We start from the raw sequence: 22,112 nt of genomic DNA, 5'->3' as shown, positions 1-22,112 counted from the left end.
CGCCGGTCAGCGTCGGGCCGCCCGCTCCCTGACGCGCGCGACGATCGCGTCATCCATGGCTCCGGCGGTCATGGGCCGGCCGCCGGCGAAGACGGGGAGAGCCAGCCTCGCCCGCACCGCCCGGGCGGTGGTGTCTGTGGCGTGCGCGGGCGGCTCTGGAACCTCGGGTGGGGGCGGGTTGGTCTCCGTCGTGCGAGCCGGGGTGCCAGGCGGCGGGGCGGTGCGCGTCACGAGGCGGCCGGGGCAGGGGAAGCCATCGTGGCGCGGTGGGCTGCCGTCTGGTTGGTCAGCAGCGCGCTCGCCAGCGAACGGTGCAGTGCCGCAAGGCCGCGGACCAGCGGGAGCGCGGTCGCCAGCAGGACCACACCGATGGCGGTGGTGAGGGCCACATCGCCCGCGTAGGAGTCGTTGCCCGTGATCAGGTCCAGCAGGCCGTGGTGGTCGTCGCCGCGCGGCAGGGACCACGCCCAGGCGAAGTAGAGCAGCCCGCCGGCGCCGCCCACCGTCCAGGTGACGGCCAGGCAGAAGCCGGCCACCCGCAGCGGGAACGACACCACCATGTGCGCCAGATCGCGCCAGGACTGCGGCTCCGCCAGGGAACGGACCAGGCCCGTGAAGCCGGTGCCGCCCGGCCGCCGGTAGTGGTGCGGCGGCAGCGGACGGCCGCTGAGCGCTTCGAGTTCGCGGCGTTCCACGACGGCCATGCCCCGGGCGGCCCGCAGGGTTCCCGCGAGGACCGGTATCCCGGCCCCGATGACCAGGGTGCCCATGCCCAGGCTGAACCCGGTGACCGCGACGGTGAAGGCCACGATGCCGACCGGCAGGCCGCGCAGCAGATACGACAGTTCGCGTGCGAAACGGCCTCGGGCCGGGGGAGTCGGGGTGCTCATGGCGTCCATCCTCTGGCCGGGAACCGCTGTTCAACAGCGGCCTGGGGCGTCAGCCGTGGGTGGTGCTGAGTACACCCTCCGCCTCCCGCCACAGCCGGCCGGTCAGCTCCGCCGCGCCCTCGTCCGTCGTGTGCCGGTGGCCGGTGCCCGCCCACAGGCTCAGCCCGTGCGGGTCGCCGGCGGCGGCGGCAGCCGCGCGCAGCGGCTTGGTCAGCTGGTGCAGGAGGGGATAGCCGGCCGGGGCGGTGGCGGTGTGGGCATCGAGGAAACGGTTGCGCAGGCCGCGCGCCGGGCGGCCCGAGAAGGCGCGGGTGACGGTGGTCTCCGCGAAGTCGTCCTCGTTCGCCAGCGCCGCCCGGTACGCCGCGCCCGTGCCCGCCTCCGGGGTACGCAGATACGCCGTGCCCAGCTGCGCCGCCCCGGCCACGCCCCCGCGCAGCACCGCCGCGATGTCCGCCCCCGTGGCCAGGCCGCCCGCCGCGATCAGGGGGAGAGCGGTCCGCTCCCGTACCCGGGGCAGGAGTTCGGTCAGCGGCGTGTCGTCCGGGTCCGCCTCCGCGTCGAAACAGCCGCGGTGGCCGCCCGCCTCCGGGCCCTGCACACACAGCGCGTCCACCCCCAGGGCGGTGGCCTCCGCCGCCTCGGCGGGCGTGGTGACCGTACAGATCACGGCCGTCCCGGCCGCGCGCAGCGCGGCCACCGTCGCGGCCGGTGGCGCGCCGAAGGTGAAGGACACCACCGGCACCGGATCGGCCAGCAGCAGATCGAGCTTGTGCTCCCAGTGGTCGGTGTCGCGCACATCCGGCTCCGGCAGCTGCGGTACGCCGTACCGCCGCGCCTCCGCCGCCAGTTCGGCGCGGTAGCGCAGCACCGGGCCGAGATCCGCAGGCGGCGGACCCGGCACGAAGACGTTGACGCCGAACGGCCCCGCGCCCACCAGCCGCCGGGTTCCGGCGATCCGCTCCGCCAGTGCCTCGGGGGTCAGATACCCGGCGGCCAGAAAGCCGAGCCCGCCGGCCCGTACCACCGCCGCCACCAGCTCGGGAGTGGTGGCTCCGCCCGCCATCGGGGCCTGGACGATCGGGACCCTCAGCTCGCGCAGTTCGAACATACCGGCAGCGTAATCGCCTTGTCGTCGGGTGGAGCCCGCTCCACCACCGGGAGGGGTGGCCGCGGTCGGCCCGGCGGGCCGGGTCTTGCAGACTGGTCGGCATGAAATCGCTGCTGCTGTTCACCCTCGTCGTCAGCCTGACCGCGAACGTCTTCGTCAACTTCGCCCTCGACAGCGGGGTGACGCAGGCGCTGCTCAGCATCTGTTCCGGTGGGGTGGCGCTCGGTTCCGGCATCGGGATGTGGGTGCTGCGCGACCGGGGTGACGCTCCCGCCCACTGAACCGACGGGGGATACTGGTCCGCATGGCCGATTACCACGACGATCTGCGGCTGGCCCATGTGCTGGCGGACGGCGCCGACGCGCTCACCATGGACCGGTTCAAGGCGATCGATCTCCAGGTGGCCACCAAACCCGATATGACGCCGGTCACCGAGGCCGACCGCGCGGCGGAGGAACTCATCCGCGCGCAGCTGGGCCGGGCCCGGCCGCGCGACACGGTGCTGGGCGAGGAGTACGGCACCAGCCAGGGCGCCGGCACGGCCCGCCGCTGGATCATCGACCCGATCGACGGCACCAAGAACTATGTGCGCGGCGTCCCGGTGTGGGCCACCCTCATCGCCCTGCTGGAGCGCGACGAGCACGGTACGGAGCGCCCCGTCGTCGGCGTCGTGTCGGCTCCCGCGCTGCACCGCCGCTGGTGGGCGGCGCTCGGCAGCGGCGCGTACACCGGGCGCGGGCTCACCTCCGCCACCCGGATCCAGGTGTCGAAGGTGGCGGACGTGGCGGACGCCTCGTTCGCGTACTCCTCGCTCACCGGCTGGCAGGAGCGCGGCAAGCTCGGCAGCTTCCTGGAGCTGTCCGGCAAGGTGTGGCGGACCCGCGCGTACGGGGACTTCTGGCCGTACATGATGGTCGCCGAGGGCGCGGTCGATCTGTGCGCCGAGCCGGAGCTCTCGGTGTGGGACATGGCGGCCAACGCGATCATCGTCACGGAGGCGGGCGGCCGGTTCACCGGCCTGGACGGTACGGACGGCCCGCTCGGCGTGGACGGCGCGGCCTCCAACGGGCTGCTGCACGAGGCGCTGCTGGCGCATCTGGGGTACGTGCCCGGCGCCATGTAGACCATCGGCGTACCTCCGGGTACGCAGGCCGGAGCGGCCGTCCCCGCCCACGGGGTCCGGCCGCTCCGGTTTTGTTACGGCAGGCGCCGGTCAGCCACGGAGGGCCTGTACCGCGGACTGGAGCCGCTTGCCGTAATCCTCGTCCGCCCGGCGGAAGTTCTCGATCGCGCGGTCGGCGATGTCGTCCCGCGACACCTGGGCGATGAAGCCGGCCAGGTTGTCGATCAGGCGGGTCTTCTCGTCCTCGGACATGAGCCGGTAGAGGTTCCCGGCCTGTACGAAGTCGTCGTCCTCGGCGTGCGAGGGCGCCGCGTGCCCGTCGGCGGTGCCGGTGACGGCGGTCGGCTCCCACAGCGGGCGGCCGGTCTGGGCCGGGCCGCCGAAGGAGTTCGGCTCGTAGTTCTTGGCGCCGCCGTGCCGGCCGTCGTACATCACGCCGTCCCGGCCGTGGCTGCGGGCCTCGGTGGCGTGCGGGCGGTTGACCGGCAGGTGGTCGGCGTTGATGCCGACCCGGTAGCGGTGGGCGTCGCCGTACGCGAAGAGCCGGCCCTGGAGCATCTTGTCGGGGGACGGGCCGATGCCCGGCACGAAGTGGTGCGGGGAGAAGATCGACTGCTCGACCTCGGCGAAGATGTTCTGCGGGTTGCGGTTCAGCTCCAGCTTGCCGATCTCGATCGGCGGGTAGTCCTCGTGCGGCCACACCTTGGTGAGGTCGAACGGGTTGAAGCGGTAGGTGGCCGCCTCGCTCGCCGGCATGATCTGCACCTGCACGGTCCAGGTCGGGAAGTCGCCGTTCTCGATGGAGACGCGCAGGTCACGCTGGTGGCTGTCGGGGTCCGTGCCCGCCAGCACCGCCGCTTCCTGGGAGGTCAGGTTCTTGATGCCCTGGTCGGTCTTGAAGTGGTACTTGACCCAGAAGACCTCGCCGGCCTCGTTGGTCCACTGGAAGGTGTGCGAGCCGTACCCGTTGAGGTGCCGGTAGGAGGCCGGGATGCCGCGGTCGCCGAACAGCCAGGTCACCTGGTGGGTGGACTCGGGCGACAGGCCCCAGAAGTCCCAGACGTTGTCCGCCTCCTGGGAGCCCGTGTACGGGTCGCGCTTCTGGGTGTGGATGAAGTCGGGGAACTTGATGGCGTCCTTGATGAAGAAGACCGGGGTGTTGTTCCCGACGAGGTCGTAGTTGCCTTCCTCGGTGTAGAACTTCAGCGCCCAGCCGCGCGGGTCGCGGACGGCGTCGGCGGCGCCGAGGTTGCCGGCCACGGTGGAGAAGCGCAGGAACGTCTCGGTCTGCTTGCCGATCTCGGACAGGAAGGCCGCCCTGGTGTACGGGGTGACGTCCGCCGTGACGGTGAAGGTGCCGTACGCGCCGGCGCCGCGGGCGTGCACGATGCGCTCGGGGATGCGCTCCCGGTTGAAGTGCGCCAGCTTCTCGATGAGCAGCTGGTCCTGGATCAGGCCCGGGCCGCCCACGCCCGCCGTCTGGCTGTTCTGGTTGTCGGCTACCGGCGCGCCGGCCTCCGTGGTGAGCGGTCCCGCCGCGGTCTGATCGGTCATCCCTGTTCACGCCCTTCGGTGCCATTTGGTGCGGACTCTTGGCCTCCGCTGAATCCGATCCTATATTGGACTTAGTCCAAGTCAAGACGGGGCCTGAAGTCATACGAAGTCGGGCCCCCGGGCGGCTCGCGCTAGGGTGGAACCATGAGTGACCTGCTACAACGACTCCGGGACCGTGGCTGGCGGCTCACCGCGCAGCGGCGCGTCATCGCCGAGGTGCTGGATGGTGAGCATGTCCACTACACGGCGGACGAGGTGCACGCCCGCGCCGTCGCCCGCCTGCCGGAGATCTCCCGCGCCTCCGTCTACAACACCCTGGGCGACCTGGTCGCGCTCGGCGAGATCATCGAGGTCACCACGGACGGCCGCGCCAAGCGGTACGACCCCAACGCGCACCACCCGCACCAGCACCTGGTCTGCTCGGGCTGCGGCACGATCCGCGACGTACGGCTGGCCACCGACCCGCTGCGGGCGCTGCCGGAGAACGAGCGGTACGGCTTCACCGTCTCGGACGTCGCCGTCACGTACTACGGGCGCTGTCCCAGCTGTTCGGGCGCCGTTCAGGGCTGATTTGCTCTGATCACCGGCGAGGGTTAGAGTTAAGACATCGCCGCGGGGTGGAGCAGCTCGGTAGCTCGCTGGGCTCATAACCCAGAGGTCGCAGGTTCAAATCCTGTCCCCGCTACGGAAGCCGAAGGGCCCGGATCCGATCAGGATCCGGGCCCTTCGCACATTCCAGGAAGCGGACGGGGAGAATCAACGCCATGGACGCTACTCTTCAGTATTTGCTCGATCTGCTCGATCTGGAGCCGATCGAGCGGGACATCTTCCGGGGTGCGAGCCACCCCTCGGTCATCCCCCGGGTCTTCGGCGGCCAGGTCGCCGCGCAGGCCCTGGTGGCGGCGTGCCGCACCGTGCCGAGCGACCGGCTGCCGCACTCGCTGCACTCGTACTTCCTGCGCGGCGGCGACCCGGGCGCGCCGATCGTGTACACGGTGGACCGCATCCGCGACGGCCGCTCCTTCACCACCCGGCGGGTGGTGGCGATCCAGCACGGGCAGCCGATCTTCCATCTGTCGGCGTCCTTCCAACTGCCCGAGGCCGGGCTCGAACACCAGGAGCCGATGCCGGACGCCCCGGACCCGGAGACGCTGCCGGGCGGTGAGGAGGTGCTGCACCGGTACGCGGACCGGTTCGCGCACCCGGCGGTCGCCGAACTGCTGCTGGAGGCACGGCGCGCGGTGGATCTGCGGTACGTGGCGGAGCCGCCGTACGCGACGGCGGGGGAGCGGCGTGAGCCGCGCTCGCAGGTGTGGTTCCGGACGAACGGGAAGCTGGACGGTGAGCGCGACGACCCGATGCTGCACATCTGCCTGGCGACGTATGTCTCGGACATGACGCTGCTGGACTCGGTGCTGCTGGCGCATGGGCGCGGTGGCTGGGCGGTGGGCGATGTGGTGGGCGCGAGCCTGGACCACGCGATGTGGTTCCACCGGCCGTTCCGGGCGGACGAGTGGCTGCTGTACGACACGGACTCGCCGACCTCGGGGGGTGGGCGCGGGCTGGCCAGGGGGAGGATCTTCACCCGGGACGGTCAGCTGGCGGTCTCGGTGATCCAGGAGGGTGTGGTACGGGTGCCCCGGCGCGAGCAGGAGTGATCGCGCAGATGGGGCCCAGTAGTCCTGGCCCGGACACCGGGGAGCACGTAACCCGCCGGTAGGGCCGGGGCCGTTTCCTGGCGCTGAGGAACCTCGGTGAGTTCACCGTCCGCTCCCGGCCCGAGACGACCGATGAGGGTCGGTGCGCACATGCGCGCGCACTCCCTGTAGGCCGAACAGGATGAGAAGCTCAACCGCGCCGCCGTCGGCGCTGCCCAGCCAGTGGGGCACGGAGGTGTCGAACTCGGCCGCCTCACCGGGCGGCAGTGTCAGGTCGCGCTCGCCGGCCACGAGTCGCAGGCGTCCGCTGAGCACGTAGAGCCATTCAAAGCCTTCGTGGGTCTGCGGGGTCGGTTCGAGTGGTTCCGGCTGGGCGGGGATGATCATCTTGAACGCGTGCACACCGCCCGGTCGCCGGGACAGCGGCACGAACGTCATCCCGAACCGCCTGATCGGCTTGAGGTGGATCCGGGGGTCGCCGGTGCGCGGGGCACCGACGAGGTCGTCCAGCGGAACGTCATAGGTACGGGCCAGCGGCAGCAGCAGTTCCAGGCTCGCCCGGCGTTGCCCGCTCTCCAGCCGGGACAGGGTGCTCTCCGACACGCCGGTCGTCGCCGCGAGGTCGGCGAGGGTGATGCCGCGGTCACGGCGCAACGCACGCAGCCGCGGCCCCACCGCGTCGAGCACGTCGTCATCCGTCCTGGGATCCATGGGGCCATCTTGCCATTACCGCAAGATTGCGTGCCGGTTTGTGGTGCGCCCGGCGAGACTGAGCGCCTTCTGACACAAGGAGTCCTGATGAACACCGCCGATATGAGCACCACCGACGCGGTCGCCTTCTGGGACGGCATCTACGCGGCCCGACCGGCAGCCGGCAACCCGCAGCCGAACGCTCGCCTCACCGAGACGGTGACGGGCCTGCCGCCCGGTGACGCGTTGGACCTCGGATGCGGCGACGGCGGCGACGCGCTGTGGCTCGCCGGCCAGGGGTGGCAGGTCACCGCCGCCGACATCTCGGCCGTGGCGGTCCAGCGGCTCGCCGCCCTCGCCCGCTCACACGGCCTGGGCGACCGCGTCACCACCGTGCGACACGACCTGCACAGGTCTTTCCCGCCCGGCGGGTTCGACCTGATCTCCGCCCACTACCTGCACACCCCCGGTGACCTGGACCGGGTAACCGTACTGCGCTCGGCCGCACACGCACTGCGCCCGGGCGGGCGGCTGCTGGTGGTCGACCACGGCTCGGCCGCGCCGTGGTCGTGGAATCAGGACGACGACACCCGGTACCCGAGCCCACGGGAGGTCGCCGCCGGTATCGATCTGGCTCTGGAGACATGGACGGTCGAGCGGGCCGACGCCCCCCGCCGGATCGCGACCGGACCAGGCGGGCACACCGCCGAGGTCACCGACCACGTCCTCCTCATCCGCCGCACCGCCTGACACGGCGGCAGGCCCCCAAGGAAGGAAGACGATCCCTGTTGCCCAGCACCACACGCCGCGATGGCCGTGGCGACACCCCGCCACCCCGGACCGGAAGCAGCGAGATCGAGGTCCTGCGCGGCTTTCTCGACTACCTCCGGACCTCGATCGCCACGAAGGTCGATGGCGCCCCCGAGCCGCAGGTGCGAACAGCCGCGGTGCCGTCGGGCACGAACCTGCTCGGCCTGCTCAACCACCTGACGTACGTCGAGCGGTCGATGTTCCTCGGGGACGACGTCACCGACTGGCAGGCGACGTTCCGCGCCGCGCCGGCGGACAGCGTGGCCGATGTCGTCGCCCGCTACCGGGACGCGGTCAAGCGCGCGAACGACGTTCTCGATGGGTGCGCCGATCTCGGCGCACCGGTTCCCCGGCCCCGGCCGGACCGCCCCGCTCCCAGCATCCGCTGGGCACTCACCCACCTGATCGAGGAGACCGGCCGGCACGCGGGCCACGCCGACATCCTCCGCGAGCTCATCGACGGCACGACCGGACGCTGACCCACCCTCTCCAGGACGGAAACACATGATCACCGCACTGCGGCCGTTGCCGCGTGTCCTCCGGCGATCCGCGCGCACCGTGGCCACCATGATGCTCACTCTCCTGCTCTTGACCGGCATCGCGGCCTGTGCCACGTCCGCGCCCACCGCTGGCGACGGCGTTCCCGACCACACCGCCGCGACCCAGGACGATCCCCGGTTCGAGAACACCTTCCGGCACGAGTTCGCCGACGTCGACGGCGTCCGTATGCACTACGTGACCGGCGGCAGCGGCACACCGGTCGTGCTGATACACGGCTGGCCACAGACCTGGTACGGCTGGTGGCCGATCATGCCGGAACTCGCCGAGCACCACACCGTCTACGCCGTCGACCTTCCCGGACTGGGTGACAGCACCGGCTCACCGACCGGCTATGACAAAGCCACGCTGGCGCGGTACGTGCACACCCTGATCGCCGATCAGCTCGGGGTGCGTGACGCCCGTGTCATCGGGCACGATTTCGGTGCCGCGGTGGCATTCCAGTACGCTGCCCAGTTCCCCGACGACACCGCACGCCTCGGCTACCTCGACCTGCCGCTGCCCGGGCCCGCGATCGATGCGCCCACCTACCGCTCGCTGAGCTGGCACATCGCCTTTCACTCCCAGCAACGAGTCCCCGAGGCGGTCGTGGATGATGATGTCCGCGAGTACCTGGCGCTGTTCTATCCTCAGGTCTCCTTCGGTGGCACGGCGTTCGGCGGCACCTCCGACCGGTCCCCGTTCACCGACGCCGAGATCGACGAGTACGCACGAACGTACAGTCGGCCCCAGGTCCTGTCGGGCGGCTTCGACCTCTACCGCGCCCTCGACAAAGACGTCCGCGACACTGTGGCAGCGGCACCGGTCGGTGTGCCGACCCTGCTCATGGCCGCCCAAGGGCAACTCGAAGGGATCCAGGGCACAGTCGCCCCGCGCGTGACCAACATCGTGCGGGCGGTGGACGTGCCGGACGCCGGGCACTGGCTCGTCCGGGAGAACCCTCAGTTCGTCACCGCCGAGCTCTTGCTTTTCCTCGACGGATGACCACGCCACCAAGACGGCATCGCAGCGGGCACTGACATCCCCTCCCGCCGAACCGGACAGCCGAACCGTTCGGGCAGAAGTCCGTGAGACGGGCGGGCCCGGGCGCGGGGGTGCCCAGGGCGGCCCCTCAGTGGCAGGGCGGGCGCCGGGCCCAGGTCGTCCACAGCGGGCGGTAGCCCGCCCGGTGCCAGAACGGGCCCGACAGGGGGCTCAGCGCGGCGTAGTGGAGCAGGGTGTGGGTGGCGCCCGCCTCGGCGAGGGCCAGGTGTGCGGTGCGGACCAGCGCCGTGCCGGTGCCGGTGCCGCGCTCGGCCGCCTCGACCATGAGGGTGGCGAGATAACCGACCCGGCGGGCGGCGATCTGGCGGGCGGCCCAGGCGGCGTCCGCGGGCGGTTCGACGGACAGCAGGCCGGTGATCCGGCCGTTGCGCTCGGCGACCCACACCCACGCGCCGGGGGCGGCCAGCCGCTGCCGGGCGTGCCGCTCGGACGCCTCGCGCCGTACCGTCGCGCCGAACTGTTCGTCCCAGCGCAGCCCGTCCCGCCACAGCGCCACCGCCCGGTCCAGCTCGACGGGGTCGGCGGGCGCCAGCGGCCGTACCAGCATGCCGCCGGCCGTCCGGGCGCGGTCCGGTTCGCGGGCGGCGGCCCGGCGGGCCGCGATGATGGTCTTCGGGGTGAAGCCGTGCGCGAGCAGTGTCGGGGTGACCTCGGTGTCGCGGCTGGGCCAGGTGAAGGTGGCCTCGCTGTCGCCGGCCGCCGGCCCGGTGGCGGCCATCCGCTTGTCCCAGGCGGCCAGCAGCGCGTCCAGTGCGCGGGCGGGGTCGGGGCCGGTGAGCCGGACGTGCAGCTGGTGCTGGTCCAGGGCCGACCAGCTGGCCTCGTACGCCTGCGGATCGAGCCGGCGGCGCCGGTAGCGGGCCTCGGCGCCGGGGAGGGTGAAGGCGATGTCGCCGGCGGCCGGCTCGGGCAGCGCGTGAACGGCGGGCAGCAGGGGATCCAGGGCCCGTAGCCGGGTCTCCATGGGTGGTGTGCTCGTGTTGCTCGTACGCGTCACGGACGTCACGGCCGGAGCCTACGTCAGCAGCCCGGCCGCGTGGAGGAGATAGGCGGTCATCGGCTCGTAATAGCGGGGATTGGTCACATGATCGTCCAGCGGTACGCAGATCGACAGGGTGCCCTCGGCCTCCCCGACGAACAGCGCCGGGTCGTTGCAGTCCGCGTATCCGATGGTGTCGATGCCGTACTGCGCCGCGCAGCCCGCCCAGCCGTGATCGGCGACCACCAGATCCGGCGGCGCCTGGCCGTCCGCCGCCAGCGCGTCGAGGATGGCCGCCATCGGGCGCGGCGAGTGCGTGTGCCACAGGGTCGCGCCGCGCTCGTACATCGCGACCCCCGCCATCTGCGCGACCACGCCCTCGTCGGCGGTGAGCCCGATCGGCACCTTGACGATGTCGCAGCCGGCCCCGGCCAGCGCGAAGCCGGTGCGGGCGTGCACGTCCAGCAGCCCGCCGGGGTGGCCGGTGGCCAGCAGGACGCGCTGCCGGCCGTCGGCCGCCTTGCGCAGGGTGGCCGCGGCGCGCTCCAGGGCGTCGACCGTCAGCTCGGGGTCGATGGTGTCCTGGCCCTGCCGGTGCTCGGGGTCCTCGTCGACGCCGCACCGCTCGGCCATCACCGCGAGGACGTCCTGCTCGTCGGCCCAGCGGTCGCCGAGTTCGAGGCCGAGCCAGTAGTGCCGGTTGCCGTTGGCCAGCTCGCGGTAGTGGGCGAGGTTGTTCTCCCGCGGGGTGGCCACCTCCCCGGCGATGCGGGCACGTATGAGGTGGTCGATCAGTTCCGGGCGGGAGGGCGGGGGCGCGAAGGACACGGACGGCATACGGCCAGTATCGCCCCGCCCGGCGCGGTGCGGGGGCCCCGTCGCCGAGCTGTGATCTCGGGGATCAGGGCAGCGTGAGGATACGGGGTCCGTCGTCCGTGATGGCCACGGTGTGCTCGAAGTGGGCCGCGCGGGAGCCGTCATCGGTGCGCAGGGTCCAGCCGTCGCGGTCCTCGTGGAAGCCGTCCGTGCCGCCGGCCAGCAGCATGGGCTCGATGGCCAGCACCAGGCCGTGCTTGAGCGGGAAGCCGCGCCCGGGGCGGCCCTCGTTGGGGAGATGCGGGTCCTCGTGCATGGCGCGGCCGATGCCGTGGCCGCCGAAGCCCTGCGGGATGCCGTAGCCGGCGGCGCGGGCGACCGTACCGATGGCGTGGGCGATGTCGCCGGTACGGGAGCCGTCGGCGCGGGCGGCCTCGATGCCGGCCGCCAGGGCGCGCTCGGTGGTCTCCAGCAGCCGGGCGTCGGCGGGGGAGGGGCGGCCGATGGTGAAACTGACGGCGGCGTCGCCGGTCCAGCCGGCCAGGTGGGCGCCGGTGTCGATGGAGACGAGGTCGCCGTCGCGCAGCCGGTAGGCGGTGGGGATGCCGTGCACGATGGCGTCGTTGACGGAGGCGCAGATGGCGCCGGGGTAGGGGGTGGGAGCGAAGTTGGGCCGGTAGCCGAGGAACGCGGGCTTGGCGCCGGCGTCGCGGATCACCTGGTGGGCGATCTCGTCGAGTTCGAGCAGGGACACGCCGGGCGCGGCGGCCTCGCGTACGGCGGCGAGCGCCTGGCCGACGACGCGGCCCGCCTCGCGCATGGCGTCCAGTGCCGCGTCGTTCTTGATCTCCACCATGGCTGGTGCTCCTCCCGGATAGCCAATTACTATACCGGTATTAGTATCACGAGCATGGTACGTACTCCACTCACCCCCGAAGAGCGCGAACGCGGCCGGCGGCTGGGCCTGCTGCTGCGGGCCGCGCGCGGCGAACGCAGCATGGCGGAGGTGGCGCTGGTGGCCGGTATCTCGCCGGAGACCCTCCGCAAGATCGAGACCGGCCGCGCCCCCACCCCGGCCTTCTTCACCGTGGCCGCGCTGGCCCAGGCCCTGGACCTCCCCCTGGACCAGCTGGCGGCGCGCTGCGCGGCGGCGGAGGAGGCGGCGGCTGCGGCGGCTGCGGCTTAGCGATTCCCCCGCCGCGCGGAGCGGCGAGGACAGCCGCGCCGTCCGTCAACCGGCGAGCGGGACCGTACGTACGCCGATGCCGCTCCCGTCCGGCCCCCGCCCCGATCGGGGAGCGAGGCTCACCATTGCGCTGTCGCCCATGACGCACCAGGGGCCACGGGCGTGGGCCGCGCGGACCACGCCGCGCGGAGCGCGGCGCCGAACGCGCCGCGTCCCGTGGTGTGGTGCGGGCGCTGGTCCCGGGCGGTAACGGACACCCGAGGAGTTCAGCGCCCGCAACCGGGGCGAGGCCACGCCGTGATGGGACGCCCCGCTGCCCCGGCCCGAAGCGGCGGGCGGCAACCGGTCCCGGCTAGCCGCAGTCCGGACCGGCGGCTCTCAGGTCCGCCTCGGTGCGTTCGGCGTCGCGGTCCACGAGGTCGGTGCTGCCCGCGAGATCCCGGGTGGGGCGGGCGGCACGGCGGTGGTTGCGCTCCAGCGCGGCCCAGATCGTCAGCACGGCGACGGCGAGGATCGGGATCATCGTCATGCCGGGTTGGTGGCGGTGGCCTTGAAGAAGGAGTACTGGAACGTCCCGCCGTCCGCCGCGCAGCGGTGCAGGTCCTCGATGCCCCGGTCCCACTCCGTCCCGGTGGTCAGCCCGGCCGCCAGGGCGTCGGCGCGGAACGACTCGATCATCGCGATGAAGGTGTTGCGGGTGAAGGAGTCCACCAGCGCGGGCCGGGTGCCGTCCGCGTACATGGTGCGCGGGGTGACCGTCACCCCGGTGAACCCGGCGCGGCCCAGCAGCGGCTGCAACTGCCGCCCCAGCAGGGTGTTCCCGCCCGCCGCCGCTTGCAGCCGTACATGATGGCCGATCACCGCGCGGGCGGCCTCGCTCTCCGGGTGGAGCACGATGGCGCCGTGGTCGCCCTCGATCACGGTGAGGGTGCCGCCCGGGCGCAGCACCCGGCGCAGCGCCGCCAGGGTGCGCTCGGGGTCCGGCTGGTGCTCCAGCACGAAGCAGACGAAGACATGGTCGAACGCGCCCCGGGGGAAGGGCAGCTGGTGCAGATCGGCCTGCCGCCAGGTCACGTCGCTGTCCGGGAACTCCGCCGCCACCCGGGCGCGGGCCCGCTCCAGCGATTCGGCCGAGATGTCGACAGCGGTGAGCCGGATCCCCGGGCTGGCGGCCAGCAGATGCACGGTCTGCGCGCCCACCCCGCAGCCGGCCTCCAGGACCTGGCTGCCGGCCGGATAGCCGGTGTCGTAGTGCAGCAGGGTGGCGAGGGAGTCGGCCTGGTCGCCGAGGCGGCGGGTCTCCCGCGCCGAGTAGCCGTGGACGTAACGGCTTGTTGTCGTGGTGCTGTTCATGCGCTCAGCCTCGGCGCACAATGGTCTGATGGACAGGTCCAATGAGAGGGATCTCCACGGGGCCAAAGCGGGCTCGGACTTTCTTCAGCTGCGCATCGAGGAGGCGCCGCCCGGGGGGCGGGCCGACTGGCTGGGGCGGGAGATCCGCCGTGCGATCGCGGACGGCCGGCTGCCGGTGGGCAGCAGGCTGCCCGCCAGCCGGGTGCTGGCCGCCGAACTGCGGGTGTCGCGCGGCGTGGTGACCGAGGCGTACCAGTGTCTGAGCGAGGACGGCCATATCGCCGGGCGGGGGCGAGCGGGCACCGTGGTGGTCGCGGCGCCGGTCCCGGTGCCGCCGGCCCGCCCCGCGCCCCCCGTGGTACGGGATACGCGTACCACCGGTGCGTCGCTGCCGGAGGGCGCCCTCTTCGGCGCCGCGCCCGGCACCGATGTGTTCGATTCGCTGCGGGCCGCCACCGCCCGGTTCGACTTCACCCCCGGCGTCCCCGATCTGGCCGCCTTCCCCCGCGCCGCCTGGCTGCGGGCCGAACGCGCCGTGCTCGACGGCCTGTCGGCGGCCGACCTCGGCTACGGCGACCCGCGCGGCGCGCCGGCGCTGCGCACCGCCGTCGCCCACTGGCTGGCCCGCATTCGGGGCATCTCCGCCGACCCGGCCGAGATCCTGATCCTCGCCGGGGTGTCCCAGGCGCTGAGCCTGCTGGCCCCCGTGCTGCGGGAGGACGGCATCGAGCAGATCGCCGTCGAGGAGCCCGGCTCGCTGGGCACCCGGCAGCATCTGCGGCACGGCCGGATGGTGATGCCGCCGGTGCCGGTGGACGAGGACGGGGTACGGGTCGACGCGCTGCGTGCCGGCGGCGCCCGGGCCGTACTCCTCACCCCCGCACACCAGTTCCCCACCGGGGTGGTGCTGAGCGGGGAGCGCCGCCGGGAACTCATGGCGTGGGCGCGGGAGCGCGGCGGGCTGATCGTCGAGGACGACTACGACGCCGAGCACCGGTACGACCGCCCGCCGGTGCCCGCGGTGCGCACGATGCTGCCGGAGGCGGTCGCGTACACCGGCAGTGTCTCCAAGCTGCTGGCCCCCGCGCTGCGGATCGGCTGGCTGCTGCCGCCGCCGCGCTACCGGGAGGCGCTGGTGGCCGCGAAGCGGTTCACCGATCTGGGGAACGGGGTGCTGCCGCAGCTGGTGCTGGCCCGGCTGATGGAGTCGGGGGAGTTGGAGCGGCAGCTGCGGATGGTGCGGCGGCGGCACCGGCACCGGCGGGACACCATGATCGAGGCCATTGAGCGGTCGCTGCCTGGGGTGCGGGTGCACGGCGCGGCGGCCGGCGTGCATCTGATGATCACGTTCTCGCCGGGGTCGCCGCTGGTACGGGACCGGCCGGATCGGGAGCTGGCGTCGGCGGCGCTGGCGCACGGGGTGAAGGTGCAGCCGCTGTCCTGGCACCGGCAGCGCCCGGGGCCGCCCGGCCTGGTCCTGGGGTACGCGGCCAGCGCCCCGGCCCAGATCACCGAGGGCATCACCACCTTGGCCCGTGCGCTGCGCGCGGGCTGACGCCCGGCGGCGAGCGTGCTTGTGCCGGGGCCGGCGAACCGCGACGAGGCGGGATTCCGCCGTGCCCTCGGCCGCCGGCCCCCACCGCGAGCCCGGCCCGCACGATCCGGGTCGCGGGTCGCGGGTCGCGGGTGGCCGGCAGCGCCCGGCGGCTCGACCGGGCCCGGGTCAGTCCCCGTTCTGCGTGGTTGTGGTCGTGGTGAGGGCGGCGGTGAAGGCGGTGCGGTGGGCGGCGAGCCATTCCTGGAGCTGGTCCCAGTAGCGCCAGCCGCCCCGGGCGGCCACCAGCCGGACGAACCCCTCCTCGCCCGCCGTCACCCTGCGGGTCACAAAGGCCCGGCCCACGGCGGTGGCCTGCTCGATCACGGCGGGGAGTTCGGCGCGTTCCGCCGCCCCCAGCCCGTACCCGTCCGCCAGGACCCGCAGCCGGCCCGGCGCGTCGGCCGTCTCGCCGGGCCGCATCGGCACCCAGTAGCGGGCGGCCATCGCCACGTCCCAGACCGGACGGCCGGGCGCCGCGAGATCGAAGTCGATCAGCGCGGCGGCCCGGCCGTCGCGGAAGACGACGTTCTCCCGGCAGACATCGTTGTGGCACAGCAGCGGGCCGCCCTCGGGGTCGGCCAGCTCCCGCGACCAGCCGGCGCCCGGGTCGACGGGCACGGCCGCGCTCGCCGCGTGGAACGCCCGCAGCAGCGCGCCCACCGAGCGCAGCGCGCCGGGGGTCCACGACCAGGCGGGGAACGGCGGCACCGCCACCTCGCCGGGCAGGAAGGTGAGTTCCTCGCGGCCGTCGCCGGTCAGCCGGACCGGCTCCGGGGCGGCCTCGAACCCGGCCCGGCGCAGGGCGCGGAGATGCGCGTGCAGGGCGGGGGCGTTGGGCGGGGCCGGCCGGCTCACCACCGTGCCCCGCCGCCGCACGGCGCCGCCGCTGCCCAGGCCGCCCGGCAACTCCTCACTGTCCATGGTCGGCAGCGTAGTTGGGGCGGGCCCGGCCCGGGCCGCCGTCAGTAGTGGTAGCGGGCGGCCAGGATGATGATCTCCCGGTCCGTGACCAGGTAGACGAGGCGGTGTTCGTCGTCGATGCGCCGGGACCAGGCCCCGGGCAGGTGGTACTTCAGCGGCTCGGGTTTGCCGATCCCGGTGAAGGGGTCGCGCCTGGTGTCGTCGATGAGCTTGTTGATCCGGGCGAGCGTCTTGCGGTCGTTCTTGAGCCAGGAGGTGTAGTCCTCCCAGCCCTGCTCCTCGAAAACCAGCCTCACCCGGCGCCCGTCCCGGCATCCGGCGCCTGTGGGTCGATCAGCTCGCGTTCGGAGACATGGAGGCCGCTCAGGGCGTTCTCGTACGCCTTGAGCAGGCGGCGGGCGTTCGCGGGAGAGCGCAGCAGGTACGACCCCTCGCGCAGGGCGGCATAGTCTTCGGCGGACAGGAGTACGGCGTTGCCGTGCCGGGACACGATCTCGACGGCGTCGTGGTCCTCGTTGACCCGCTTGATCAGCGGAAAGAGCTCCTTGCGAGCCTCGCTCGCGGTGATGGACATGGCGTGGCCCTTTCGGAGAGTGGTACTTGATAACGTACCACTCTCCGAATTGATCTGGGCAGGGTGCCATGGGCCGGGCCGCCCGCCGGCGACGCCGGTCCTCAGCGGCGCAGTTCCCGGAACAGCGCGATCCACCGGTCCGGTGGGACCAGGCCGCACGGCAGATCGCGGTCCAGGTCCAGGGGCCGGGTGCGGCGCCGGCCGTAGTGGTGGGTCAGGGTCGCGTGCAGGGAGCCGCCCTTTCCGGTGAAGCCCAGGTCGACGAACGCGCCGTACGCGCCGAGGTCCGCCGCCGGGAGCAGCGGTGCCGGGCGGCGGTCCAGATGCAGCAGCGCCGAGTCGGTGCGCGGCACCGGGACGAAGTGCCGGCGGTGCACGCGCGGCCCGAGCCGCCACGCGTACCGGGGCCAGCTCCGTACGGTCAGCAGCGGCCAGTTGCCGAAGTCGCCGGTGCGTTTGCGGGCGTACTCCTGCTGGGTGAGGAGGGTGGCCGAGGTCAGCCGGGGCGCGGCCAGGCACCAGCGCACGATGTCGGTGGTCCGTGAGTACGGGATGTTCCCGACCACCGCGAACGGCTCGCGGGGCGGGGTGGCGCGCAGGAAGTCTCCCTGGATCAGCCGGATGCGGGGGTGGTCGGGGAAGCGGTCGGCCAGCGCGGGGTCGATCTCGTAGGCGATGACCCGGTCGGCGGTGGCGGCCAGCGCGCGGGAGAGGTGCCCCTCTCCGGCGCCGGGCTCCACCACCAGATCGCCGGGGCGCACGCCGGAGGCGCGCACGATCGTCCGAATGCTGGCGGGGTGGCGCAGAAAATTCTGCGAAAGGGTGAGGCGACGGCGTGCCACGGGTGATGTCCTCGGGGGTGAGGACAGGCATCGCCAAGGCGGCGGGCCTGTCCGTGTCGATTGCTGACACCGGACGGCCCTGGTGGCGTGAGGACTGCGCGATCAAACGGTTCAGGCGTCGGGCGAGTCCTGGCGGACCAGGGCCGGACGCCGCACGCGCGGGCGGGGGCTGAGCTGGGGCTGCCACGCGGCGGCGCGCAGCCCGTTCACGATCGAGTTGAAGCACGACATGAGTGAGACGATACGGACCGTCGCGTGGAGCCCGCAAATCCATTTCTTCACACTGTTGCGGTGGGATGAAATGGCCCCGGCCCGGTGTTGAGCACTGCGGCACGAAGACGGGTCCACGGGAGGCAGCAGGTGGCGGAAGCCGGCACGGACACCAACAAGGAGCACAGCGGTCAGAGCTGGGTACGGCGGCTCACCGCGTACTGCTGGCTGCACCGCCGCAACATGCTGCTCTCCCTCGGCGCGTCCCTCGCCGGCATGGGCGTCATGGCCCTCATGCCCCTCATCACCAAGATCATCATCGATGACATCGTCATCGGCGGCCAGGGCGGCCTCGCCCTGTGGATCGGCCTGCTCATCGCCGGAGCCGTCGTCATCTACGGCCTCACCTTCGCCCGCCGCTACTACGGCGGCCGGCTCGGCATCGACGTGCAGCACGACCTGCGCACCGCGATGTACCGCTCCCTCACCCGCCTCGACGGCCGCCGCCAGGACCAGCTCTCCACCGGCCAGGTCGTCGGCCGGGCCACCAGCGACCTCAGCCTCATCCAGGGCCTGCTCTTCATGATGCCGATGGTCATCGGCAACCTCATGCTCTTCGCGGTCTCCCTCGTCGTCATGCTCGTGCTGTCCCCGCTGCTCACCCTCGTCGCCCTCGCCGTCGTCCCCCTCCTCATCTGGATCGCCCGGCTCAGCGGACGCCGCCTCTACCCCGCCACCTGGCACGCCCAGAACCGGGCCGGCGCCGTCGCCGGCGTCGTCGACGGCGCCATCACCGGCGTCCGCGTCGTCAAGGGCTTCGGACAGGAGGAACAGGAGCGCGGCAAGCTGCGCGCCATCAGCCGCGACCTCTTCGCCGCCCGGCTGCGCACCGTACGGCTCAACGCCCGCTTCGTCCCCGCCTTCAACGCCATCCCCTCCCTCGGCCAGGTCGCCATGCTCGCCCTCGGCGGCTGGCTCGCCACCCGCGGCGAGATCACCCTGGGCACCTTCGTCGCCTTCTCCACCTACCTCGCCCAGCTCGTCGGCCCCGTCCGGCTGCTCACCATGGTGCTCACCGTCGGCCAGCAGGCCAGGGCCGGCGTCGAACGCGTCCTGGAACTCATCGACGCCGAACCCGAGATCACCGAAGCCCCCGACGCCCGCGCGCTGCCCGCCGACGCCCCCGCCAGCGTCGAATTCGACCGGGTCGGCTTCGGCTACGGCAACGGCCCCGGCGCCACCCCCGTCCTCACCGACCTCTCGCTGCGCATCGAACCCGGCGAGACCCTCGCCGTCATCGGCCCCTCCGGCAGCGGCAAATCCACCGTGTCCCTGCTGCTGCCCCGCTTCTACGATCCCGACAGCGGCACCATCCGGGTCGGCGGCCACGACACCCGCGAGCTGACGTACGACTCACTGCGCGCCGCCATCGGCCTGGTGCCCGAGGACAGCTTCCTGTTCTCCGACACCATCCGCGCCAATCTCGCCTACGGCCACCCCGACGCCACCGACGAGCAGGTCATCGCCGCCGCCCGCGCCGCCCAGGCCGACGAGTTCATCCGCGCCCTGCCCGACGGCTACGACACCGTCGTCGGCGAACAGGGCATGACCCTCTCCGGCGGCCAGCGCCAGCGCGTCGCCCTCGCCCGCGCCATCCTCACCGACCCCCGGCTGCTCATCCTCGACGACGCCACCTCCGCCGTCGACGCCCGCGTCGAACGCGAGATCCACGACGCGCTCCGCTCGGTGATGGCAGGCCGCACCACCCTCCTCATCGCCCACCGGCTGTCCACCCTCCAGCTCGCCGACCGCATCGCCGTCCTGGACGGCGGCCGGCTCGCCGACACCGGCACCCACGCCGAACTCACCGAACGCAGCGAGCTGTACCGGCGACTGCTGAGCGACCCCGAGGAGTGGGGGACCACCCCCCGCGACCCGGCCGGACTCGCGACGGGCGACAGCGACGGCGACGGCGAGGCAGGGGCACCGAACGGCATCACCCCCGAACTGTGGCAGCGCGAAGCCGCGGCACCCGACGCCACCGCCACCTCCCTCATGGGCGGCACGGCCGCCGACCCCGCACTCCTCGCCCAGGTCGCCTCGCTGCCCCCCGCCACCGATACCCCCGACATCGACGAGGACGCCGCCACCAGCCCCGAGACCGGCGGCTACGGACTGCGCCGCCTGCTGGCCGGACTGCGCACCCCGCTGCTGCTCGCCCTCCTGCTGGTCATCGCCGACGCCGGCGCCTCGCTCCTGCTGCCCGTGCTCATCCGGCACGGCATCGACCAGGGCGTGGAGAAGGCCGCGTACGGCGCGGTCTGGGCCGCCGCCACCCTCGCCCTGCTGGTGGTGCTCGCCCAGTGGGCCGTCCAGGCCGGCGGCATCCGCGCGGTGGGACGCACCGGCGAACGCGCCCTGTACTCCCTGCGCCTGAAGATCTTCGCCCACCTCCAGCGGCTCGGCCTCGACTACTACGAGCGCGAACTGACCGGCCGGGTCATGACCCGGATGACCACCGACGTCGACGCCCTCACCTCCTTCCTCCAGACCGGCCTCGTACAGGCGCTGGTCGCCGTCATGACGTTCTTCGGCATCATGGGCGTCCTGGTCGCCATCGACGCGCAACTGGCCCTGGTGGTGCTCGCCACCCTCGTCCCGCTCACCATCGGCACCGTCATCTTCCGGCGGCACAGCGTCAAGGCGTACGAGCTGGCCCGCGAGCGGGTAGGCGGCGTCAACGCCGACCTCCAGGAGTCGGTCGCCGGGCTGCGCATGGTGCAGGCGTTCCGGCGGGAGAGCGCGGGGTACGAGCGGTTCACCGACCGCTCGGACGGCTACCGGCGGGCGCGGCTGCGCGGCCAGTGGCTGATCTCGGTGTACTTCCCGTTCGTGCAGCTGCTGGCCACCCTGGCGACGGCCGGGGTGCTGCTGGTCGGCGCCGGCCGGGTCGGCGCGGGCACGCTCACCGCCGGCGCGCTGGTCGCGTACCTGCTCTACATCGAGCTGTTCTTCGCCCCCGTGCAGCAGCTCTCCCAGGTCTTCGACGGCTACCAGCAGGCGGTCGTCTCGCTCGGCCGGATCCAGGAGCTGCTGGCCGAACCCACCACCACCCCGGCCGCCGACCGGCCCCGGGCGGTCGGCGAGCGGCTGCGCGGCGAGGTGGAGTTCGCCGGCGTACGGTTCGCCTACCAGGGCACCGAGGCCGCCGAGGAGGCGGGCGAGGAGGCGCTGCGCGGCGTGAACCTGACCATCCCGGCCGGCCAGACCGTCGCCTTCGTCGGCGAGACCGGCGCCGGCAAGTCCACGCTGGTCAAGCTGGTCGCCCGCTACTACGACCCGACGGCGGGCGCGGTCCGGGTGGACGGCACCGACCTGCGCGCCCTCGACCTCGCCGGCTACCGGCACCGGCTCGGCGTCGTACCGCAGGAGCCGTATCTGTTCGCGGGGACGGTACGGGACGCCATCGCGTACGGCCGCCCCGACGCGAGCGACGCGGAGGTGGAGGCGGCGGCCCGCGCGGTCGGCGCCCACCACATGATCGCGGCGCTGCCCGGCGGCTTCCACCAGCCGGTGGGGGAGCGGGGCCGGGCGCTGTCGGCGGGGCAGCGGCAGCTGATCGCGCTGGCCCGCGCGGAGCTGGTACGGCCCGACATCCTGCTGCTCGACGAGGCCACCGCCGCGCTCGACCTGGCGACCGAGGCGCTGGTCAACCGGGCCACCGACCGGCTGGCGGTGCGGCGCACCACGCTGGTGGTGGCCCACCGGCTGACCACCGCCGCCCGCGCCGACCGGGTGGTGGTGCTGGACCACGGCACGGTGGTGGAGGACGGCACGCACGCCGAACTGCTCGCACTCGGCGGCCGGTACGCGGTGCTGTGGCGCACCTACGCGGGCGAGGGCGAGGGCGCGGGCGCGGGCACGGAGGCGACGGCCCCGGTGGCCGGTTAGCGGTTGCGCGGGTGCCGGCGCGCGGTGCGCTCGTTGCCCCGCCGGTAGTTGCCGGTCCACCGCGCCATCACCAGCTGCGGATCGGCACCCCCCGCGACCTCGGCCAGAAAAGCCCCGGCCCGCTCCCCCCGCAACATCCCCGCCACCACCCCCCGATGCGTGATCCGCACCGCACCGTCACCCAGCTCCCGATACTCAAAACCCTCGGCTCTCCCCATGGATGGCAGGCTACGCCGTCACTCCTG

Annotated in this window: 24 protein-coding genes and 1 tRNA gene; 11 read left to right on the top strand and 14 right to left on the bottom strand. The window is 73.0% G+C overall.

From position 1 onward, the window contains the following. Window positions 1–227 precede the first annotated feature (227 nt). On the bottom strand, window positions 228–890 hold the full coding sequence (locus tag AC5WRL_RS10935; protein ID WP_496088208.1) for a sensor domain-containing protein: 663 nt from the start codon (window positions 888–890) through the stop codon (window positions 228–230). 49 nt (window positions 891–939) lie between these two features. Then, window positions 940–2,001 carry an NAD(P)H-dependent flavin oxidoreductase gene (locus AC5WRL_RS10930; RefSeq protein WP_496088207.1) on the bottom strand — a complete coding sequence of 354 codons (1,062 nt, stop codon included), beginning with the start codon at window positions 1,999–2,001 and terminating at the stop codon, window positions 940–942. 101 nt (window positions 2,002–2,102) lie between these two features. On the opposite strand from AC5WRL_RS10930, the gene AC5WRL_RS10925 reads away from it, so the two are divergent. Next, window positions 2,103–2,282, top strand: coding sequence for a hypothetical protein (locus AC5WRL_RS10925; RefSeq protein WP_496088206.1), 180 nt, complete (start codon window positions 2,103–2,105; stop codon window positions 2,280–2,282). Between the two features lie 23 nt (window positions 2,283–2,305). Continuing rightward, window positions 2,306–3,124 (top strand): histidinol-phosphatase, encoded by an 819-nt coding sequence (hisN, locus tag AC5WRL_RS10920; protein WP_496088205.1) that lies wholly within the window; start codon window positions 2,306–2,308, stop codon window positions 3,122–3,124. A gap of 90 nt (window positions 3,125–3,214) precedes the next feature. Here the strand turns inward: hisN and AC5WRL_RS10915 are convergent, their stop codons facing one another. Next, window positions 3,215–4,678: a catalase gene (locus AC5WRL_RS10915; protein ID WP_496088204.1), complete on the bottom strand. Its 1,464-nt coding sequence runs from the start codon at window positions 4,676–4,678 to the stop codon at window positions 3,215–3,217. Window positions 4,679–4,822: 144 nt separating this feature from the next. Here AC5WRL_RS10915 and AC5WRL_RS10910 point away from each other — a divergent pair, with 144 nt between their 5' ends. The 3 genes from AC5WRL_RS10910 to tesB all read left to right on the top strand — a co-directional run bounded on the left by AC5WRL_RS10910 (window position 4,823) and on the right by tesB (window position 6,336). Continuing rightward, window positions 4,823–5,248: a Fur family transcriptional regulator gene (locus AC5WRL_RS10910; RefSeq protein WP_496088203.1), complete on the top strand. Its 426-nt coding sequence runs from the start codon at window positions 4,823–4,825 to the stop codon at window positions 5,246–5,248. A 41-nt stretch (window positions 5,249–5,289) separates the two neighbouring features. Then, window positions 5,290–5,363: transfer RNA gene (locus tag AC5WRL_RS10905), tRNA-Met, on the top strand. Window positions 5,364–5,442: 79 nt separating this feature from the next. Further along, on the top strand, window positions 5,443–6,336 hold the full coding sequence (gene tesB, locus AC5WRL_RS10900) for an acyl-CoA thioesterase II (protein ID WP_496088202.1): 894 nt from the start codon (window positions 5,443–5,445) through the stop codon (window positions 6,334–6,336). Window positions 6,337–6,438: 102 nt separating this feature from the next. Here the strand turns inward: tesB and AC5WRL_RS10895 are convergent, their stop codons facing one another. Beyond that, the gene (locus AC5WRL_RS10895; protein ID WP_496088201.1) at window positions 6,439–7,047 is read right to left on the bottom strand and encodes a helix-turn-helix domain-containing protein; all 609 of its coding nucleotides are present in this window, start codon (window positions 7,045–7,047) and stop codon (window positions 6,439–6,441) included. Window positions 7,048–7,149: 102 nt separating this feature from the next. Between AC5WRL_RS10895 and AC5WRL_RS10890 the strand changes: the two genes are divergently transcribed. The 3 genes from AC5WRL_RS10890 to AC5WRL_RS10880 are packed head-to-tail and all read left to right on the top strand — an operon-like array spanning window position 7,150 to window position 9,378. Then, complete coding sequence (locus AC5WRL_RS10890; protein ID WP_496088451.1) at window positions 7,150–7,776, top strand: SAM-dependent methyltransferase; 627 nt, start codon at window positions 7,150–7,152, stop codon at window positions 7,774–7,776. A 38-nt stretch (window positions 7,777–7,814) separates the two neighbouring features. Beyond that, entirely contained in the window at window positions 7,815–8,315 is a 501-nt protein-coding gene (locus AC5WRL_RS10885; RefSeq protein ID WP_496088200.1) for a DinB family protein, read from the top strand. A 25-nt stretch (window positions 8,316–8,340) separates the two neighbouring features. Continuing rightward, window positions 8,341–9,378, top strand: coding sequence for an alpha/beta fold hydrolase (locus AC5WRL_RS10880; protein ID WP_496088199.1), 1,038 nt, complete (start codon window positions 8,341–8,343; stop codon window positions 9,376–9,378). Between the two features lie 127 nt (window positions 9,379–9,505). On the opposite strand, the gene AC5WRL_RS10875 is transcribed toward AC5WRL_RS10880, so the two are convergent. From AC5WRL_RS10875 to map, 3 genes are all read right to left on the bottom strand, one after another. Continuing rightward, entirely contained in the window at window positions 9,506–10,444 is a 939-nt protein-coding gene (locus tag AC5WRL_RS10875) for a GNAT family N-acetyltransferase (RefSeq protein WP_496088198.1), read from the bottom strand. Window positions 10,445–10,453: 9 nt separating this feature from the next. Next, the gene (locus AC5WRL_RS10870) at window positions 10,454–11,254 is read right to left on the bottom strand and encodes a phosphatase (RefSeq protein WP_496088197.1); all 801 of its coding nucleotides are present in this window, start codon (window positions 11,252–11,254) and stop codon (window positions 10,454–10,456) included. Between the two features lie 64 nt (window positions 11,255–11,318). Further along, window positions 11,319–12,089, bottom strand: coding sequence for a type I methionyl aminopeptidase (map, locus tag AC5WRL_RS10865; RefSeq protein WP_496088196.1), 771 nt, complete (start codon window positions 12,087–12,089; stop codon window positions 11,319–11,321). A 54-nt stretch (window positions 12,090–12,143) separates the two neighbouring features. Here map and AC5WRL_RS10860 point away from each other — a divergent pair, with 54 nt between their 5' ends. Beyond that, complete coding sequence (locus AC5WRL_RS10860) at window positions 12,144–12,419, top strand: helix-turn-helix domain-containing protein (protein WP_496088195.1); 276 nt, start codon at window positions 12,144–12,146, stop codon at window positions 12,417–12,419. A 352-nt stretch (window positions 12,420–12,771) separates the two neighbouring features. Here AC5WRL_RS10860 and AC5WRL_RS10855 read toward each other — a convergent pair whose 3' ends face one another. Then, a complete protein-coding gene (locus tag AC5WRL_RS10855; protein WP_496088194.1) occupies window positions 12,772–12,948 on the bottom strand; it encodes a hypothetical protein in 177 nt (58 codons plus the stop codon). After that, entirely contained in the window at window positions 12,945–13,772 is an 828-nt protein-coding gene (locus AC5WRL_RS10850) for an L-histidine N(alpha)-methyltransferase (RefSeq protein WP_496088193.1), read from the bottom strand. The genes AC5WRL_RS10855 and AC5WRL_RS10850 overlap by 4 nt, the downstream gene beginning before the upstream one ends. Window positions 13,773–13,800: 28 nt before the next feature. Here AC5WRL_RS10850 and pdxR point away from each other — a divergent pair, with 28 nt between their 5' ends. After that, window positions 13,801–15,327 carry a MocR-like pyridoxine biosynthesis transcription factor PdxR gene (gene pdxR, locus AC5WRL_RS10845; protein ID WP_496088192.1) on the top strand — a complete coding sequence of 509 codons (1,527 nt, stop codon included), beginning with the start codon at window positions 13,801–13,803 and terminating at the stop codon, window positions 15,325–15,327. A 168-nt stretch (window positions 15,328–15,495) separates the two neighbouring features. On the opposite strand, the gene AC5WRL_RS10840 is transcribed toward pdxR, so the two are convergent. The 4 genes from AC5WRL_RS10840 to erm all read right to left on the bottom strand — a co-directional run bounded on the left by AC5WRL_RS10840 (window position 15,496) and on the right by erm (window position 17,706). Then, window positions 15,496–16,290 (bottom strand): phosphotransferase enzyme family protein, encoded by a 795-nt coding sequence (locus AC5WRL_RS10840; RefSeq protein ID WP_496088191.1) that lies wholly within the window; start codon window positions 16,288–16,290, stop codon window positions 15,496–15,498. Between the two features lie 41 nt (window positions 16,291–16,331). Next, a complete protein-coding gene (locus AC5WRL_RS10835) occupies window positions 16,332–16,586 on the bottom strand; it encodes a Txe/YoeB family addiction module toxin (RefSeq protein ID WP_496088190.1) in 255 nt (84 codons plus the stop codon). Further along, complete coding sequence (locus AC5WRL_RS10830) at window positions 16,583–16,864, bottom strand: type II toxin-antitoxin system Phd/YefM family antitoxin (protein ID WP_496088189.1); 282 nt, start codon at window positions 16,862–16,864, stop codon at window positions 16,583–16,585. The genes AC5WRL_RS10835 and AC5WRL_RS10830 overlap by 4 nt, the downstream gene beginning before the upstream one ends. A 101-nt stretch (window positions 16,865–16,965) precedes the next feature. Then, a complete protein-coding gene (gene erm / locus AC5WRL_RS10825; RefSeq protein ID WP_496088188.1) occupies window positions 16,966–17,706 on the bottom strand; it encodes a 23S ribosomal RNA methyltransferase Erm in 741 nt (246 codons plus the stop codon). A 453-nt stretch (window positions 17,707–18,159) separates the two neighbouring features. Between erm and AC5WRL_RS10820 the strand changes: the two genes are divergently transcribed. Continuing rightward, window positions 18,160–21,867, top strand: a complete 3,708-nt coding sequence (locus tag AC5WRL_RS10820) for an ABC transporter ATP-binding protein (RefSeq protein ID WP_496088450.1) — start codon at window positions 18,160–18,162, stop codon at window positions 21,865–21,867. Here the strand turns inward: AC5WRL_RS10820 and AC5WRL_RS10815 are convergent. Then, window positions 21,864–22,085, bottom strand: coding sequence for a hypothetical protein (locus tag AC5WRL_RS10815; RefSeq protein WP_496088187.1), 222 nt, complete (start codon window positions 22,083–22,085; stop codon window positions 21,864–21,866). The genes AC5WRL_RS10820 and AC5WRL_RS10815 overlap by 4 nt on opposite strands. Window positions 22,086–22,112 lie beyond the last annotated feature (27 nt).

It is taken from the genome of Streptomyces sp. NTD107 (genome assembly GCF_059510435.1).
This window is presented reverse-complemented; position numbering and strand designations above follow the sequence as displayed.

Coding starts and splice junctions, on each gene's coding strand:
- AC5WRL_RS10935 (WP_496088208.1), bottom strand. CDS start 890: ATGAGCACCCCGACTCCCCCGGCCCGAGGCCGTTTCGCACGCGAACTG.
- AC5WRL_RS10930 (WP_496088207.1), bottom strand. CDS start 2,001: ATGTTCGAACTGCGCGAGCTGAGGGTCCCGATCGTCCAGGCCCCGATG.
- AC5WRL_RS10925 (WP_496088206.1), top strand. CDS start 2,103: ATGAAATCGCTGCTGCTGTTCACCCTCGTCGTCAGCCTGACCGCGAAC.
- hisN (WP_496088205.1), top strand. CDS start 2,306: ATGGCCGATTACCACGACGATCTGCGGCTGGCCCATGTGCTGGCGGAC.
- AC5WRL_RS10915 (WP_496088204.1), bottom strand. CDS start 4,678: ATGACCGATCAGACCGCGGCGGGACCGCTCACCACGGAGGCCGGCGCG.
- AC5WRL_RS10910 (WP_496088203.1), top strand. CDS start 4,823: ATGAGTGACCTGCTACAACGACTCCGGGACCGTGGCTGGCGGCTCACC.
- tesB (WP_496088202.1), top strand. CDS start 5,443: ATGGACGCTACTCTTCAGTATTTGCTCGATCTGCTCGATCTGGAGCCG.
- AC5WRL_RS10895 (WP_496088201.1), bottom strand. CDS start 7,047: ATGGATCCCAGGACGGATGACGACGTGCTCGACGCGGTGGGGCCGCGG.
- AC5WRL_RS10890 (WP_496088451.1), top strand. CDS start 7,150: ATGAGCACCACCGACGCGGTCGCCTTCTGGGACGGCATCTACGCGGCC.
- AC5WRL_RS10880 (WP_496088199.1), top strand. CDS start 8,341: ATGATCACCGCACTGCGGCCGTTGCCGCGTGTCCTCCGGCGATCCGCG.
- AC5WRL_RS10870 (WP_496088197.1), bottom strand. CDS start 11,254: ATGCCGTCCGTGTCCTTCGCGCCCCCGCCCTCCCGCCCGGAACTGATC.
- map (WP_496088196.1), bottom strand. CDS start 12,089: ATGGTGGAGATCAAGAACGACGCGGCACTGGACGCCATGCGCGAGGCG.
- AC5WRL_RS10860 (WP_496088195.1), top strand. CDS start 12,144: ATGGTACGTACTCCACTCACCCCCGAAGAGCGCGAACGCGGCCGGCGG.
- AC5WRL_RS10855 (WP_496088194.1), bottom strand. CDS start 12,948: ATGACGATGATCCCGATCCTCGCCGTCGCCGTGCTGACGATCTGGGCC.
- AC5WRL_RS10850 (WP_496088193.1), bottom strand. CDS start 13,772: ATGAACAGCACCACGACAACAAGCCGTTACGTCCACGGCTACTCGGCG.
- pdxR (WP_496088192.1), top strand. CDS start 13,801: ATGGACAGGTCCAATGAGAGGGATCTCCACGGGGCCAAAGCGGGCTCG.
- AC5WRL_RS10840 (WP_496088191.1), bottom strand. CDS start 16,290: ATGGACAGTGAGGAGTTGCCGGGCGGCCTGGGCAGCGGCGGCGCCGTG.
- AC5WRL_RS10830 (WP_496088189.1), bottom strand. CDS start 16,864: ATGTCCATCACCGCGAGCGAGGCTCGCAAGGAGCTCTTTCCGCTGATC.
- AC5WRL_RS10820 (WP_496088450.1), top strand. CDS start 18,160: ATGCTGCTCTCCCTCGGCGCGTCCCTCGCCGGCATGGGCGTCATGGCC.
- AC5WRL_RS10815 (WP_496088187.1), bottom strand. CDS start 22,085: ATGGGGAGAGCCGAGGGTTTTGAGTATCGGGAGCTGGGTGACGGTGCG.